This is a genomic window from Rhizobacter sp., assembly GCF_046595475.1.
In the GTDB taxonomy this organism is placed as follows: Bacteria; Pseudomonadota; Gammaproteobacteria; order Burkholderiales; family Burkholderiaceae_C; genus Rhizobacter.
This window is the reverse complement of the sequence record NZ_JBKJOQ010000084.1, coordinates 59720-74551: the sequence shown is the minus strand read 5'-3', so window position 1 is coordinate 74551 and position 14832 is coordinate 59720. Positions and strand designations below refer to the sequence as shown.

The window sequence follows — 14832 nt, the reverse complement described above, 5'->3', positions numbered from 1 at the left end:
GCTCAGCGCACCGCGGCGCTGCGCAAGCGCCGCGCCACGAAGGCCACGCACACGGCGGTGAGCAGTACGCACACCAGCAATGGCACTGCCATCTGCTCGGGCCCCATGATCTCGCTCTTGAGCACCCGCAGCATCAGCGTGTACTGCGCAAGCGCCGGCACCCACAGGTGCCAGGGCGCTTCGCCACTCTGGTTGAAGGTGGTCACCAGCGGCAAGAGTGACACGCCCAGCACCACCACCGTGCTGCTGGCCTGTGCTTCCTTGAAGGTCTTGCAGCGTATGGCCACGGCCATCAGCACAGCCGAAAGCGCCGCCGCAAAGGGCAGCAGCACCAGCAAGAACTTAAGCGCCTCGCGCGGGCCGAACTGAAACATCGCCTGCAGCGTGTCGCTGCGCAAGAGCCACTGCGCCGGCAGAAAGCTCATGCAGCTCAACACCGCGATCAGCATCGCCAGCGCCGCCACCGCCCCCCACTTGCCCAGCACCAGCGACGCGCGCGCGGCCGGTGTCATCAGCAAGGGCTCTAGCGACGAGCGCTCGCGCTCGCCCGCCGTGGTATCGAGCGCCGCGTTCAGCGCGCCATAGAGCACCGCCATGATCACGAAGAACGGCAACATGCCGGTGAGCTGCGCCGCGCGCGCCTGCGTACTCGCAAGGTCTCGCTCATCCACCCTTAGCGGCTGCAGCAGCTCGGGCGACACACCGCGCACCAAGAGGCTCAGCTGCCCGCGCTCGCGGCCATAGGCACTGACGAGCTGCGCCGCCCGGCCGGCACTGGCCTGCGACTGGCGGTTGCCGCTGTCCGACACGATTTCGATCGTGGGTTGCTCGCCCGCGAGCATGGCCTGCTCGAAGCGCTCAGGCACCACCAGCACCGCGTCGCTCAGCTTGGACGCACGCAGCTTCGCCTCGTAGTCGGCTGGCGCGGCCTTCACGCTGTAGCTCTGGCGCTCCAGAAAGTTCTTCAGGCCCGGGGCGTGCGCAATGCCCACCACCACCACCTCGCGCCGCTCGGCTTGCGCTTCAAACGACGCGAGCAAGCTGGACAGCGCGATCAGCACCATAGGCCCCAGCAGCACGGCAGACACCAGCACCACCATCAGCGTGCGGCGGTCGCGCAGCGCGTCGAGCAGCTCCTTGCGAAACACAGCCCAAGCGATCACGCAGGCACCTCCGGGAAAGCCAGCATCACAAAGGCCTGCTCGAAGTCGCTTTGCCCCGTCTGCGCGAGCAGCTCTTCCACCGTGCCCACCGCCACCGTGCGCCCGTGCGACACCACCACCACGCTGTCGCACAGCCGCTGCACCTCTTGCATGATGTGCGTCGAAAACACGATGCACTTGCCGCCGCCCTCGGGCGTGCGCAGGTGCCGCAGCGTCTCGCGCAGCGCACGCGTGGCCACCACGTCCAGCCCGTTGGTGGGCCCGTCGAGCACGATGTTGGCAGGGTCGTGCACCAGCGCGCGGGCCAACGCCGTCTTCATGCGCTCGCCCTGGCTGAAGCCTTCGGTGCGGCGGTCTAGCAAGGCCGTCATGTCGAGCATGCGCGCCAGGTGCTCGGCGCGCACGGCAGCCGCATCACGCGCCATGCCTTGCAGCGCGCCGTAGTAGACGATGTTTTCGCGTGCCGTGAGCCGAGAGTACAGGCCGCGCGAATCGCTCAGCACGCCCATGCGCGCCTGCGCCTCGCGCGTTTGGCGCACCACGTCGAGCCCGTCCACCGTTAAGCGGCCAGCATCGGGTGTGATGAGGCCGGCGAGCATGTGCAAGGTGGTGGTCTTGCCTGCGCCGTTGGGGCCCAGCAGGCCGGTGATGCGGCCATCGGGTGCGTTGAAGCTGATCGCGCTCACGGCCAGCACCGGCGCAGCCGTGCGCCGCAAACGCCAGCCCGCTCGCGGCGCCGCAAACTGCTTGGCCACATTGTCGATCGCAATCATCGTGCGGCCTCAGCGCTCACCGCCTGAAAGAACGGCGGGCGCGGGATGGCCTGCGCACAGCTGGCATCCAGTTTCAGTGCCTCGGCGTCGTCGGTGATGTCGATAAAGCGCTGCATCAGCTCGGGCATGCAGCCCAGGCTCATCACGCCGTGGCCTGCGTTGGGTACCACCACATGCAAGGCCATAGGCCCCAGTGCCTGCGCCACTCGTGCACCATGGCGTGGCGGGGTGGCGGGGTCGATGCCGCCGCTCAGCAGCAGCACCGCAGCGCGGCTCACCGGCAGGGTGTAGAAGGCCGCGGGCAGCTCGCCACGCGGCCAGTCGGCGCACACGCGCTGGTACAGGCGAGCGCTCTCGGCTCCGAAATCGGCACCCGGCTTGTCAGCGCTTTGCGCCAGGCGCGGCACGTCTTCGGCACACACCACCGAGAAGTGCATGCCCATGGCCACCGCCGTGCTCTTGCGCGCCGACAGGCCACTGCCCAGCGTCAGCAACGCCTGCACTCGGCCGAGCGTGGCCTCATGAATCGCCAGCGGCAGCGCCTGCGCCAGCAGCGGTGAATACAGCGCGGCGCGCACCACCGACACCGCCATGTCGCGTGTCAGCATGAAGGTCTCGGGCACGCCGGTGAGTGGGTGCTGCACCGTCACGCTCTGCGGCAGGCGCGCTAGCCACTGCGCCCACTCGCCGCGCAAACGGGGGTGCGCGCGCGCGCAGGCCGCATCACGCTCGCAAGAAGAGAGCATCGCGTCGAACGCCGCCTGCGCGTCGGTTGAGAAGCTGGCCGGCAGCACCATGTCGGCCGGCGCCACGCCGTCGAGCACCATGCGCCGCACCGCTTGCGGAAACTGGCGCTGGTAGTCGAGCCCCGCGCGTGTGCCATACGAAGCACCCACCAGATTGAATTGCGTCGCGCCCAGCGCCTGGCGTACCGCGTCCAGGTCTTGCATGGCCAGCGGCGTGGTGAAAAAGCGCAGGTCACCGTAAGGCAGCTTCTGCAGCTGTTCGCGGCACTGGTGCAGCAGCGCGACCTGTCGATCAGGGTCAGACTGCGCGGCCACGCTTTGGTGGGGCGGGTCGTCGCACACCAGTGGCGCCGAGCGGCCGGTGCCGCGCTGGTCGACAAAGACGATGTCATACCGGTTGTTCAGGCGCGAGAACAGCGGCAGCACACTGCCCGCTATCGCGATCGCGCTTTGCCCCGGCCCGCCGGCCAGCAGCACCACCGGGTCAGGGTGCTTGCGCCGCGCAAGCGCCGGCACCACCACATAGTGCACGTCGATCTTCACGCCCTCGGGCCGGGCCGGGTCGAGCGCACGCTGCACCTTGCCGCACAGCACCTCATGGCGTATGCCACTCACACGGCAGGGCGCCGGCCCCTGGGCCTGCGCCGCCGTGGCGAGCAAGGCCCACCACGCGAGACTGGCCGCCAGACCGGCAAGACGTTTCATTGCCCCAGCAGGCGCTTCAGCTCACCGCTGGCGATCAGCTTGCCCAGGTCGCTGTTGCCGCCCACCAGCTGGCCTTTCACGAACACCATCGGAAAGGTGGGCCAGCCCGTCCACATCTTCAGCGCATTGCGCCTGCGCCAATCGCTGAAGTAGCCGCCATACTCCAGATACTGGTGGGCCACACCGGCTTCGGCCAGCGCCTTGCGCGCCTTGCGGCAGGCGGCGTTCACGCGCATGCCCACCACCAGCACCGGGTTCGACACCGCGGCGGCCTGCACGTTGTGCACGATGTCGGCATGCAGGTTGGCCACCTTCTCGCGAATGGCGGGGTGCAAGGAAGATTCGTCGAGCACTTGACGGGGCATGCGGTCGCTCCAGGGGGGAAAGCCCAGAGCTTAGCCCGTCGGTTCATCGCTTCAGTTCATCCCAGCGGTCATGGCGCTCGCGCCGCTCGGCGCGGTAGTTGGTCACCTCCAGCCGCACACCGTCGGGATCGGTGAAAAAGGTGGCCCAGTAGTCGGGTGCATAGCCGGGGTGCAGGTGCGCTTCGGTGGCATCGATGCCCACTTTGCGCAGCGCCTGCGAGACCGCTATCACGTCGTCGACCGAATCCACGCGCAGGCACAGGTGGTGCAAGCCCGGCGTATACGGGTCGTGTGCGCGCTCGCTGTGCGCCGGTCTCAGCACGTAGCCGAAGTGCCGGTTGTAGTACTGCACATGCGGGTCGCCGCCGATCTCGAAGTGGCTGGTGCGAAACCCCAACACCGCCATCGCGCGGTCGTAGAAGGCCTGCGAGCGTGCCATGTTTGACACTGTGATGTAGATGTGGTCGATGCCTGTCACTTCGATCATGGCGCTCCTTGTTGCCCGTCAGACGGCCGGCCGGCCGCTCTGAAAGTCTGCCACGGCCCGTATCGTTTGCGGCAGAGCCACAGGCGGTCATCGACTTCACCACCGGCCAGCACACCGGCTCGCGCTTCGTCGAGCGGGTGCAGGTCACACGCCAGGGCCGCTTCGTGCGCTGAAGGGGCTTGGCCCTGGCGTGGCAGGAAGTTGCGGGAAACGGTGTAATGACCGCCCCACCTCTACGACCAAGGTCCAGCCATGAAGCTCTACTACAGCCCCGGCGCGTGCTCGCTCTCGCCCCACATCGCCCTGCGTGAATCCGGCCTGGCCTTCGAGCCCGTGCTCGCGAACACCAAGACGCACCAACTGGCCGACGGCACCGACTACTACGGCATCAACCCCAAGGGCTACGTGCCCCTGCTGGAGCTCGACAACGGGGAGCGTCTCAGCGAAGGCCCAGCGATCGTGCAGTACATCGCTGACCAGGTACCGGCCAAAAACCTAGCACCCACCAACGGCACCATGGCCCGCTACCGCCTACAAGAGTGGCTCACCTACATCGGCACCGAGATCCACAAGAGCTTCGGCCCCCTGTTCACCCCGGGCACCTCTGACGAAGGCAAGGCCGCCGCCAAGACCAAGATCCTCGCCCGCCTGGGCTACGTCGAGCAGCAGCTCGGCGACAAGCCCTATTTGCTGGGCGAGCAATTCAGCGTGGCCGACGGTTACCTCTTCGCCGTGACCAACTGGACGCGCCCGATGTCCATCGACCTGAGCGGCCTGCCCAAGATCAGCGCCTTCATGGCCCGCGTCGCAGCGCGCCCTGCCGTGCAAGAGGCGATGAAAGCAGAAGGCCTGCTGAAGTGATGCTGGCCGGCGGCCTTGCGTTGATGCTGGCCGCCGCCGGAGCGGCAGCAGCCCCCTCGGCGGGGCTCTATGACGCCCGCCTGTGCGTGACCGTCTCAGCCCAACCGCAGAGCTGCGGCGCGGCCCACGCGCTCATCAATGCCGACGGCGAGCTGCGCATCTGGGTCGACGACATCGCCTACCACCTGAGCTTCGTGCCCGGCGGGCTGGTGGGCATCACCACCCACGGCAGCATGCAGGTGGCCGAATTCCAGTCGACCTACCGCTGGACCGGCACAACCCTGCAGTTCGGCGACGCCCCCCGTGGCCTGCGCTACGAGGTGCTGCTCACGCCGTCTCGCTGAGGGCGCCACCACAAGGGCGCCATGCATTTGCGTGACCGGCCTGCGCCAGTCGTGGGCCTTCTCCTACAGGCATTGCGGGCAATCCTCGGTACAAAAGCGGGGTCGCATTTCGTCGCGCTTTAGTCGCGTCTCACCGCCGCCCATGCCCACTTCTCAAGCGCCCGCCAGACCCGAACTGACCTTCAAGGTGATGACGGTGAACACCCACAAGGGCTTCACCTTCTTCAACCGCAAGTTCATCCTGCATGAGCTGCGCGATGCCGTGCGCGCGGTCGGCGCCGATGTGGTGTTTCTGCAAGAGGTGCAGGGCACGCACGAGAAGCACCCCGGCCGCTTCACCAACTGGCCCGAAGCGCCGCACTACGAGTTTCTGGCAGATTCGATCTGGCCCGAGTTCGCCTACGGCCGCAACGCCGTGTACCCGCACGGCCACCACGGCAATGCGGTGCTGTCCAAATTCCCCATCGTTCACTACGAGAACCACGACGTGTCAATCAATGGCCCCGAGCGTCGCGGCCTGCTGCACTGCGCGCTGCGCGTGCCTGGGGCCGAGATCGAGATCCATGCCATCTGCGTGCACCTGGGCTTGCAAGAGGCGCACCGCCGCAAGCAGCTCGAGCTGCTGTGCCACCTGGTCGACAGCAAGGTGCCGCCTGATGCCCCACTCTTGATCGCCGGCGACTTCAACGACTGGCGACGCCGCGCCGGCCGCGTGCTTGAGCGCTGCGCCGGCCTGCGCGAGGTGTTCGTGCACGCCCACGGCGCGCCGGCGCGCACCTTTCCTGCGCGCCTGCCCATGCTCGCGCTCGACCGCATCTACGTGCGCAACGCCCGTGTGCACGCGCCGGTGGTGCTGCCGCGCCGGCCGTGGTCGCACCTGTCTGACCACGCACCCCTCGTGGCGGAGATCTCGCTGTGAAGACGCCGTGGGTCGCGGGCAACCACTTCACGCTGCTGGAAAACGGCGAGGAGTTCTTCCCCGCCGTGTTCGACGCCATCGCCCACGCAAAGCAAGAGGTGCTGCTCGAAACCTTCATCCTGTTCGAAGACAAGGTGGGCCTGGCACTGCATGAAGCAGTGGTGGCAGCCGCCAAGCGCGGTGTGCATGTCGAGATGCTGGTCGACGGCTTCGGCTCGCCCGACCTGTCAGCGAAATACATAGGCGAGCTGGCCGCAGCCGGTGTGCGCCTGCGCAGCTTCGACCCCAAGCCCCCACTGCTGGGCGTGCGCCTCAACGTGTTCCGGCGCATGCACCGCAAGATCGTGGTGGTCGACGGCGAGCGTGCCTTCGTGGGCGGCATCAACTACTCGGCCGACCACCTGCTCGACTTCGGCCCCGCCGCGAAACAAGACTATTCAGTCGAGATTCGCGGGCCGCTGGTGTCCGAGATCCACCGCTTCACGCGCGCGGCCATCGCCGCACCGGCAGGCCCGCGCAGCTGGTTCAGCCACCGCGCGGCGGCGTCTGGCCCCGAGCAAGCCGCGGCCGGCGAGGCGCAGGCGATTTTCGTCACGCGCGACAACAACACCCATCGCGACGACATCGAGCGCCACTACCGCTTGGCCATACGCGCCGCCAAGAAGCGCATCGTCATCGCCAACGCCTACTTCTTCCCCGGCTACCGCTTGCTGCGCGAGCTGCGCCGCGCGGCGCGCCGCGGTGTCGAGGTCAGCCTCATCCTGCAGGGCGAGCCCGACATGCCCATCGTCAAGACCGCCGCCGAGCTGCTGCACAACCACCTGCAGCGCGCGGGTATCAAGATCTACGAGTACTGCAAGCGCCCCTTTCACGGCAAGGTGGCGGTGATCGACGACGAATGGTCCACCGTGGGGTCTAGCAACCTCGACCCGCTGAGCCTGTCGCTCAACCTCGAAGCCAACGTGATCATTCGCGACCGTGGCTTCAACCAGGGTTTGAGCGAGCGGCTCGGCAAGCTGATGTGCGACAGCTGCCAAGAGGTGCCACCCACGACCGCGCCGACCGCCTTGCAAATGGTGCGCAACTTCTTCGTCTTCCACTTCCTGCGTCGCTTTCCCAGTTGGGCGGGCTGGCTGCCGGCCCACACGCCGGCCGTGGTGGCCATGCAGGCGGCGCCCGGCGAGCCGATGCCGCATGTTGAAGTGGCCACCGAGTCGAGCATTGCGCACGGCACACCGACAGAAAGGCAGGCCTGCGAGCATGGCATCTGAGATTGCAAACCCCGCGCCGCCCCAGCGTCGGCCGCTCACGCAGCGCCCCTGGTGGCCCGCCGTCAAGCGCACTGCCACCGTGCTGTTTTTTGGCCTGGTGGCATCGCTGCTGGTGGTGCAAGCCCGCGCGGTGAGCTGGGGCGAAGTGATGCAGTCGATTCGCGACTACCCGCCGCACGTGCTCGTCACGGCTGCAGCGCTCGCCATCACCAGCTATGCGGTGTACTGCAGCTTCGACCTGATGAGCCGCCGCTACACCGAGCACACCCTGGGCACAGGCCCGGTGCTGGTCACCAGCTTCATCAGCTACGCCTTCAACCTCAACCTCGGTGCGTTGATCGGCGGGCTCGGGTTTCGCTTCCGCCTCTACTCGCAGCAGGGTCTGGCGCCCGACGTGATCTCGCGCATCTTCGGCTTCACCATGCTCACCAACTGGCTGGGCTACATGGTGCTGGCCGGCATCTTGTGCCTGCTGCAGCCCATTGCGCTGCCGCAAGACTGGTCACTCGGCAGCGATGCCTTGCGGGTGTTCGGTGCGCTGTCACTGCTGCTGGCCGCGGCCTATGTCGCACTGTGCGGCCTCTCCAGGCGTCGCAGCTGGACCGTACGCGGCCACGAGCTCGTGCTGCCCTCGCTGCGCATGGCCGTGCTGCAGCTGGTGACGGGATGCGCCGCCTGGTTGCTGATCGCAAGCGTCATCTACACCCTGCTGCAACACCGCATCGACTACCCCAGTGTGTTGGCCGTGCTGCTGGTCTCGTCGGTGGCTGGCCTCATCACCCACGTGCCTGCTGGCCTGGGCGTGCTCGAAGCGGTGTTTGTCGCTTTGCTGGCGCCCCAAATGCCCAAGTCGGAGCTGCTGGCCGCGCTGCTGGTCTACCGCGCCGTTCACTACCTCATTCCATTGACGCAGGCAACGCTGCTGTACGTGCTGTTCGAGATGCGGCTGAAGGCGCGCGCCAACACAGGAATGACGGCGCTTCAGCGTCGCCCTATGCCTTGAGCAGCTTCTCGCAGGTACTGCGCTGCGCATCGGCCTCGGGCAGGCCAGCGCAGATGTCGTCCAGTTGGGCCTGCAAGCGCTTCATCGCCGCACCATGTCCACGCCCCTTCTGCCACGCCTGCAGCTTGCTGCCCACGCGCTGCAAGGAGCGCGCACTGCGCTCGTAAAACGCGGTCGGCTGCGCGGCCGCTTCGCTGAACAGCTGCGTCACCGCCCGCTCGATGCGCGCATCGTCTTGCGGCGCCAGGTCGACCAGCGCATTCACGTAGGTGGCACCCCATTGCAGGCGCGTGGCCGGGCCTTCGCTGGCCTTGAACGCCTCTTCGTACCAACGCAAGGCTTCGGCCTTGTCGCCGCGCTTCTTGGCGTTGCCGGCCAGGCCCAACATCAGGTAGTAGGGCGAGTGGCTCTTGGCGAGGTTGGCCTTGAGCAAGGCGTCTGACTCGTCGGGCACGCCGGCTTCTTCAAGCACATCGGCCACCGCCGGGATCACGGCCTGGCGCTCGTAACCGTCAGTCGTCTCGCGGTCCATGCGCAGCACCTGCTCGCGCACATCGGTGAGCAGCGCGGTCGGCAGCTGGGGCTTGGCGCCTTTGGGCTGATCGATGCGGGCCAGCTGCACCCGCGCGGTGAGCGCGACCAAGCGATCGGCGCGTGCCAGCGTGGCGTCATTGGCCAGGCCAGCCAGGCTGGCGTCGTAGGTGTCGAGCAACTGCTGGCGCTGCGGCGTCTTGACGGCACTCAGGGCCCGGGTCAGCTCGACCGCGCCATAGCCCAGCACGTCCATGTTCACCCGCGACTGCTCGGCATTGCGCAGCACCAACAGCAGTCGATCGCGCGCGGCGGCGTCGGGCGGCGTGGCCTTGGCGTCACTCGCAGCCCAGGCCTTGAGGAAAAGGCGCGTACAGCTGTCGCCTGCATCGCTGGGGCAAGCCGCGGCCAGCTGCTTGAGCACCGCGGGCAGCTCTTTCTTCGCCACCAACTGCTCCTGCTCGTCGGTCTCCCACGAGTAGAAGGCCAGCAGCTTCCAGTCGTTGGCGCTCAGACCGGGCTTGGCGTCACGGGCCTCGGCCAGCACCGCTTTCACCGGCCGCTGCGCATTCATGCCGAGCGTGAGCACCTGGGTGTACTGCTGCGCATCCACCTCACCAGGCAGGCGCGTGAGCTCCTCGCCTGCGGGGCTGAAGAGCACCATGGTCGGGTAGCCGCGCACGTTGAAGCGCGCACCGATTTTCTGCGCGCCAGGGCTGTCACCGTCCACATACACCGGCACAAAGGCACGTGAGCGTTCAATGAAGTCTTGGCGGTTGAAGAGCGTGGCCTTCACCTGGTTGCAGGGCGGGCACCAGCTGGCGCCCCAATACAAGAACACCGGCTTGTGCTCGGCCTTGGCGAGCGCAAACGCGGCGTCGACCTGGGCTTCGCTCGTGGCCGCCATCCAGGCGATGCCCTTGCTCGCTGCGGGTGCCGCCACGGGTGCCGATGCGCCTGCCGGGGGCGTCCGTGACGATGGCGGTGGCTCCGCCGGTTTCGAGCACGCAGCCAGCACCCACCCCGCAAGCGCCCAAGCACCCCATCGAGTCCACACATTCATGGCGCACCACTCCTTGGGGTGCGATGTTGCCGCAAAGTACGCTCATCGCGGGGGTGCATTCAGCACCGTCAGCAGGGCCATCCGCCAGGCCTTGCCTCGCTGCACGCAGCAACGCTGGCCGTCCTACAGGCGAACGCGGCGTTTCCCCGTGCCGTGAACCGCCCGGTTTGCCTAGCATCAGCCTCAGACCCGGATCGTCCACCGGCTCCCGTCCCCTTGTGATGAACCTGCTGTCGCGCCTGTCTGCTGCGGGGCCCAAGACGAAAGTCGCGCTGGGCACACTCGCTGCGCTGGTGCTGCTGGTGGCCCTGTTCGACTGGAACTGGTTTCGCCCCGCCCTGGAGCGCTACCTGACCCAGCATTCGCACCGGCAGGTTCAGCTGGCCGACCTGCACCTGGGCCTGGACGCCCACCTGCAACCCACCGTGCGCCTGCGCGGCGTGCGCGTCGAAAACGCGCCTTGGGCCGACACCCAGCGACCCTTCGCCGTGGTGGGCGAAGCGCGTTTCACTTTCGAATGGACCAGCCTGTTCGACGACGTGCGTGTAATCACGCACATGGTGCTGCTCGACGCCGACATCGACATGGAGCGCCAGGCCGACGGTCTGCGCAACTGGCGCCTGACCCAGCCCGACGACCGCGGCCCCGCTCACATCAGGGTGCTGTCGCTGGAGACGCAACGCAGCCGCCTGCGCATCGTGCACAAAGGCATAGACCTGGCCCTGCAGATGGCCTCGACCCCTCTGGCTGAAACCGAGGCGCCGCTCACCCAGCGCATCACCTTCAGCGGCAACTTCCGAGGCGCCCCAGTCGAAGGCGAAGCCGACGCCGGCCCCCTGCTGAGCCTGCGCAGCGGCGAGTGGTTTGCGCTGCGTGGCCAGGCCCACTCGGGCACCACCCGCCTCACGCTCGAAGGCCGCATGGCCGACCTGCTGCAGCTCACCCGCCTGGAGGCCGACGTGGCGCTGAGCGGCACCAGCTTGGCGGCCATGAAGCGCTTCATGCCCAAGGTGTCATGGCCCACGGTAGACATCAAACCCTACCGGGTCGTAGCCAAGGTCAACAAAAACGAGCAAGCCTGGGATGCTCGCCGCCTGAGCCTGACCCTGGGCGGCTCCGACCTCGCGGGCGAGCTGCACTACGACGTGGTCGACGATCGCGGCGCACTAAAAGCCACCCTGCAGAGCCAGCGCATCCACCTGAGCGACCTGCCGCTGCCAGCGGCGGCGGCGGCCAGCAGCAGCACGCGGGTGTTGCCGCATTCGGCGCTGCCGCTGAGCAGCCTGCGCGCGGTAGACGCCACGGTCGACCTGAAGGTCACGTCACTGCAGGCCGCCGAGCTGCCTGCCCTTCAGCACCTGCACCTCCACACCGCGCTGGAGCACGGCCAACTGCAGCTGGCGCTGCGAGCCGCCGACCTTGCCGGTGGCCACCTGAGCGGCCAGCTCGCACTCGACAGCCGTGAACCCGACGCTGCGGTGCGCCTGGAACTGCAAGCCAACGGCCTGCGCCTGGAGCAGCTTTGGCCCGGCCAGGCCCGGATCGAAGGCCCGCTCAGCGCCCGCGTGAAGCTGCACGGCCACGGCCCTTCGGTGGCGGCCTGGGCCGGCAGCGCGAGTGGCCAGCTCAGCCTGGCGATGCAAGGCGGCAGCCTCAGCCCGCGGTTGGATGCCAAGCTGGGCCTCAACCTGGGCAAGCTCTTGCGCTCCTTTTTCAGCGGCGACCAGCCCGTGCCCCTGCACTGCGGCACTGTGGTGATCGACTTCGCGGACGGTACCGGCACCACACGCCAGCTCATGCTCGACAGCGCGCAAACGCATGTCGAAGGCCAGGGCAGCCTGCATCTGCGCGACGAAGCCTGGGCCGTGCTGCTCACGCCGCATCCGCAAAAGCCGGCGCTGCTGGCCCTGCGCTCTTCCGTCATGGCCCAAGGCAGCTTGCGCGGCTTCAAATATCAGCTGGTGACTCGCCCAGCCATGCCTGCGCTTCTTCACTGCGCCAGCCTTCCACCGGCGTAGCGCGCGCCAGCGCCATCCACAACGGCAGCGACATGCGCATGGCCCGCTTGGGCGCGGGCCGCAGCACGTCGAGCTGCGCGCCTTGCGCCACCATCACACCAAACTCGTTCGGTATCTCTTCAGGCTGGGCAATGCCGAGCGCGATCACGTACCAGCACTCGCTGCTGAGCTGCAAGTAAGCGGCCCGTTTGGACTCGCGCCGCAGGTCAGAGAGCAGGTCGCTTCGGTGCACCTTGATCTCATGCACGATGGGCTCAAGGTACGCCTCGACCGTGGTGTGGCGGATGGAAAACACATCGGGCATGGCCATCGCCCAGCGGCTCTCGTCACCCTCGCCCACCTTGGCGCGCAGGCTCAGGCCGCGCCAGGCCATGCGCCCAGCACGCGTCATCTCGCGCGCCACGCGGTCGACCAGGTCTTCATGCGCATCACGGCGCGCGCGGTTGCGCTGCAGCGTCTCGGCCAGCAGCAACACGCCAGCGTCGGTGACACGCAGCGTCTCGTGGCCCGAAGGCTGGCGCACGCGCTCCAGCAGGCCGGCGGCGAGCAGCTCCACTTCGACCAGGTCTTGGCAAGGCCAGCCAGCCGAGCGCCAGATCTCGCGCAGGCGGCGGCTGTGGGCGGCGGTGAGCGAGGGCATGTCAGCCCGCCAGCGCTTTCACCAGCAGCCGGCCCTTGGCTTCGGTTTCGGCCAGCTCTTGGGCGGGGGTCGAGTCGGCCACCACCGCGCCACCCAGCTGCACCATCACCCGGTTCGCGTGAACCACCGCCGTGCGGATCACCACCGACAAGTCCATCGCCCCGCCCGCATCGAAGTAGCCGATGGCGCCGGCATAGGGCCCGCGCCGCACCGGCTCCAGCGCGTCGATGATCTCCATCGCCCGCACCTTGGGCGCACCAGTCATCGAGCCCGGCGGCCAGCAGGCGCGCAGCAGGTCGGCCACGGAGGCATCGGCGCGCAGGCGCGCACGCACGGTCGACACGAGCTGCCACACGCTCGGGTGGGCCTCGGCCTCGAACAATGCGTCAACCCGCACGCTGCCCACCTGCGCCACGCGGCCCAGGTCGTTGCGCATCAGGTCGACGATCATCAGGTTTTCAGCGCGGTCTTTGACGCTGGCCTGCAAAGCTTCGCGCTGGTGCGCATCGCGCTGCGGGTCGGCATCGCGCGGCAGCGTGCCTTTGATGGGGCGCGCCGTCACCTCACCCTGCGACAGCTTCAGAAAGCGCTCGGGCGAGACACTGGCAATCGAGAACTCATCACCCGGAATGAAGGCCGAAAACGGCGCCGGGTTGTGCACCGTGAGCGCACGGTAGAGCGCAAACGCATCACCCTCGAAGTCGCCCTCCAGCCGGTGCGACAGGTTGGCCTGGAAGATGTCGCCGGCCGCGATGTAGCCCAGCACCTGCTGCACCTGTGCGAGGTAAGCCTCGGCTGGCGTGCGCGACTGCAAGACGCCAGCACGAAAGCGGCCTTCAACGCGCACGGGCTGCTGCACCCGCGACAGCGTCTCGCTCCACACGTGGGCACGCCCGCCGGTGTCGGCCAGGGTGCAGAAGTACCACTGCGCCTGCGCATGGTCGAAGGCCAGCACGTGGTCGCACACCTGCAAGCGCAGGGCAGGCAGCGGCGGGTCGTCGGCCGCGAGGCTGGGCAGGCGCTCGACAAAACGCGCCAGGTCGTAACCGAGGTAGCCGATCAGCCCGCCCGCAAAGGCAAGGCCCGCGGGGCGCTCGGCGGTGGGCGCCGTGGGTGTCGTGAGTGGTGCCAGGCGCGACAGCACGGCCTGAATGGCATCGAACGGGTCGGCCCAGGTGCCGAGCACATCACCCGTGGCGGCATCGCGCAGCGTGGTGGTCAAGCCGCGTGTTTCCAGCGTCGCCCGCGCGGGCCCGGCGATCCACGACCAGCCCGAGGAACTGGTGGAGCTCGGCATGGCCATGCTGCTTTCCAGCAGCACCGTGCCGTCTTGCGCACCCAGGCGCGCATAGACATCTTGCGGGCTGCCCACCAGGGGCACGGGTACGATGCTCGATTCCATTTCGCAGATAAAAACCTGAGCGCATGAGTGTAGAGCGACGACTTTTCCCCCGAGACCCACAGCACGCCACCACACTGCGCATGCTGATGGCCCTGGACGGCTCCACCACCCGCGTGTGCGAGGCCATCGCGCAAGCGCCGGTGCAGGTGCTGCTGCTCGCGCAAACGCAAACCGACGACGTGCCCGACGCCGTGCGCGAGCAGCTCGGCGGCAGCGCCTGGCTTGCACGCGTCACCAGCCTGCATGCCCACGGCCGCGTGCTGATGGACAACCTCTCGTTCACCCGGCTTGACGCCGTGCCGCCCTGGTTTCTGGCGCAAATGAACGAAGGCCAGGCGCCCATCGGCCACCTGCTGCAGCACCTGTTCGTTCGGCGCGAGCCCGTGGCGAGCGACGCGCGCACCGAAGCGCTGCTGTGGCGCCACGTGAGCCTGCCCGACGAGCGCGCCAGCCGCTGCTACCGCATCACCACCGAGCGCGGGCCCTTGATGATGATCTTCGAGGCCTTTCGCGAAGGCATGGTGGCGACGGATTGAAACCA

Annotated in this window: 16 protein-coding genes; 8 read left to right on the top strand and 8 right to left on the bottom strand. The window is 67.8% G+C overall.

All coding sequences use genetic code 11. From position 1 onward, the window contains the following. Window positions 1–2: 2 nt before the first annotated feature. The 5 genes from AC30QB_RS14690 to AC30QB_RS14670 are packed head-to-tail and all read right to left on the bottom strand — an operon-like array spanning window position 3 to window position 4239. Window positions 3–1163 (bottom strand): ABC transporter permease, encoded by a 1161-nt coding sequence (locus tag AC30QB_RS14690; RefSeq protein WP_489546980.1) that lies wholly within the window; start codon window positions 1161–1163, stop codon window positions 3–5. Next, window positions 1160–1936, bottom strand: a complete 777-nt coding sequence (locus AC30QB_RS14685; RefSeq protein WP_489546979.1) for an ABC transporter ATP-binding protein — start codon at window positions 1934–1936, stop codon at window positions 1160–1162. The genes AC30QB_RS14690 and AC30QB_RS14685 overlap by 4 nt, the downstream gene beginning before the upstream one ends. Next, the gene (locus AC30QB_RS14680) at window positions 1933–3387 is read right to left on the bottom strand and encodes an alpha/beta hydrolase (RefSeq protein ID WP_489546978.1); all 1455 of its coding nucleotides are present in this window, start codon (window positions 3385–3387) and stop codon (window positions 1933–1935) included. Before AC30QB_RS14680 ends, AC30QB_RS14685 begins: the two co-directional genes overlap by 4 nt. Continuing rightward, window positions 3384–3752: a glutaredoxin domain-containing protein gene (locus tag AC30QB_RS14675; protein WP_489546977.1), complete on the bottom strand. Its 369-nt coding sequence runs from the start codon at window positions 3750–3752 to the stop codon at window positions 3384–3386. The genes AC30QB_RS14680 and AC30QB_RS14675 overlap by 4 nt, the downstream gene beginning before the upstream one ends. A gap of 43 nt (window positions 3753–3795) precedes the next feature. Further along, on the bottom strand, window positions 3796–4239 hold the full coding sequence (locus AC30QB_RS14670) for a VOC family protein (protein ID WP_489546976.1): 444 nt from the start codon (window positions 4237–4239) through the stop codon (window positions 3796–3798). Between the two features lie 11 nt (window positions 4240–4250). Between AC30QB_RS14670 and AC30QB_RS14665 the strand changes: the two genes are divergently transcribed. From AC30QB_RS14665 to AC30QB_RS14640, 6 genes are all read left to right on the top strand, one after another. Then, window positions 4251–4412 (top strand): hypothetical protein, encoded by a 162-nt coding sequence (locus tag AC30QB_RS14665; RefSeq protein WP_489546975.1) that lies wholly within the window; start codon window positions 4251–4253, stop codon window positions 4410–4412. 79 nt (window positions 4413–4491) lie between these two features. Next, on the top strand, window positions 4492–5100 hold the full coding sequence (gstA, locus tag AC30QB_RS14660; RefSeq protein ID WP_489546974.1) for a glutathione transferase GstA: 609 nt from the start codon (window positions 4492–4494) through the stop codon (window positions 5098–5100). Next, window positions 5100–5444 (top strand): hypothetical protein, encoded by a 345-nt coding sequence (locus AC30QB_RS14655; RefSeq protein ID WP_489546973.1) that lies wholly within the window; start codon window positions 5100–5102, stop codon window positions 5442–5444. The genes gstA and AC30QB_RS14655 overlap by 1 nt, the downstream gene beginning before the upstream one ends. A gap of 142 nt (window positions 5445–5586) precedes the next feature. Then, window positions 5587–6363, top strand: a complete 777-nt coding sequence (locus tag AC30QB_RS14650; RefSeq protein ID WP_489546972.1) for an endonuclease/exonuclease/phosphatase family protein — start codon at window positions 5587–5589, stop codon at window positions 6361–6363. After that, window positions 6360–7634 (top strand): cardiolipin synthase ClsB, encoded by a 1275-nt coding sequence (gene clsB, locus AC30QB_RS14645; protein WP_489546971.1) that lies wholly within the window; start codon window positions 6360–6362, stop codon window positions 7632–7634. Before AC30QB_RS14650 ends, clsB begins: the two co-directional genes overlap by 4 nt. Further along, the gene (locus AC30QB_RS14640) at window positions 7624–8637 is read left to right on the top strand and encodes a lysylphosphatidylglycerol synthase domain-containing protein (RefSeq protein ID WP_489546970.1); all 1014 of its coding nucleotides are present in this window, start codon (window positions 7624–7626) and stop codon (window positions 8635–8637) included. Before clsB ends, AC30QB_RS14640 begins: the two co-directional genes overlap by 11 nt. Here the strand turns inward: AC30QB_RS14640 and AC30QB_RS14635 are convergent. Next, complete coding sequence (locus tag AC30QB_RS14635) at window positions 8627–10111, bottom strand: thioredoxin family protein (protein WP_489546969.1); 1485 nt, start codon at window positions 10109–10111, stop codon at window positions 8627–8629. The genes AC30QB_RS14640 and AC30QB_RS14635 overlap by 11 nt on opposite strands. 341 nt (window positions 10112–10452) lie before the next feature. Between AC30QB_RS14635 and AC30QB_RS14630 the strand changes: the two genes are divergently transcribed. Next, window positions 10453–12249 (top strand): AsmA family protein, encoded by a 1797-nt coding sequence (locus AC30QB_RS14630; RefSeq protein WP_489546968.1) that lies wholly within the window; start codon window positions 10453–10455, stop codon window positions 12247–12249. Here the strand turns inward: AC30QB_RS14630 and AC30QB_RS14625 are convergent. Together AC30QB_RS14625 and pabB are read right to left on the bottom strand one after the other, a co-directional pair. After that, window positions 12179–12889 carry a hypothetical protein gene (locus AC30QB_RS14625; RefSeq protein ID WP_489546967.1) on the bottom strand — a complete coding sequence of 237 codons (711 nt, stop codon included), beginning with the start codon at window positions 12887–12889 and terminating at the stop codon, window positions 12179–12181. The two genes, AC30QB_RS14630 and AC30QB_RS14625, sit on opposite strands and share 71 nt — an antisense overlap. 1 nt (window position 12890) lies before the next feature. Next, complete coding sequence (gene pabB / locus AC30QB_RS14620; protein WP_489546966.1) at window positions 12891–14291, bottom strand: aminodeoxychorismate synthase component I; 1401 nt, start codon at window positions 14289–14291, stop codon at window positions 12891–12893. An 80-nt stretch (window positions 14292–14371) separates the two neighbouring features. Here pabB and AC30QB_RS14615 point away from each other — a divergent pair, with 80 nt between their 5' ends. After that, a complete protein-coding gene (locus tag AC30QB_RS14615) occupies window positions 14372–14827 on the top strand; it encodes a chorismate--pyruvate lyase family protein (RefSeq protein ID WP_489546965.1) in 456 nt (151 codons plus the stop codon). Window positions 14828–14832: the final 5 nt, after the last annotated feature.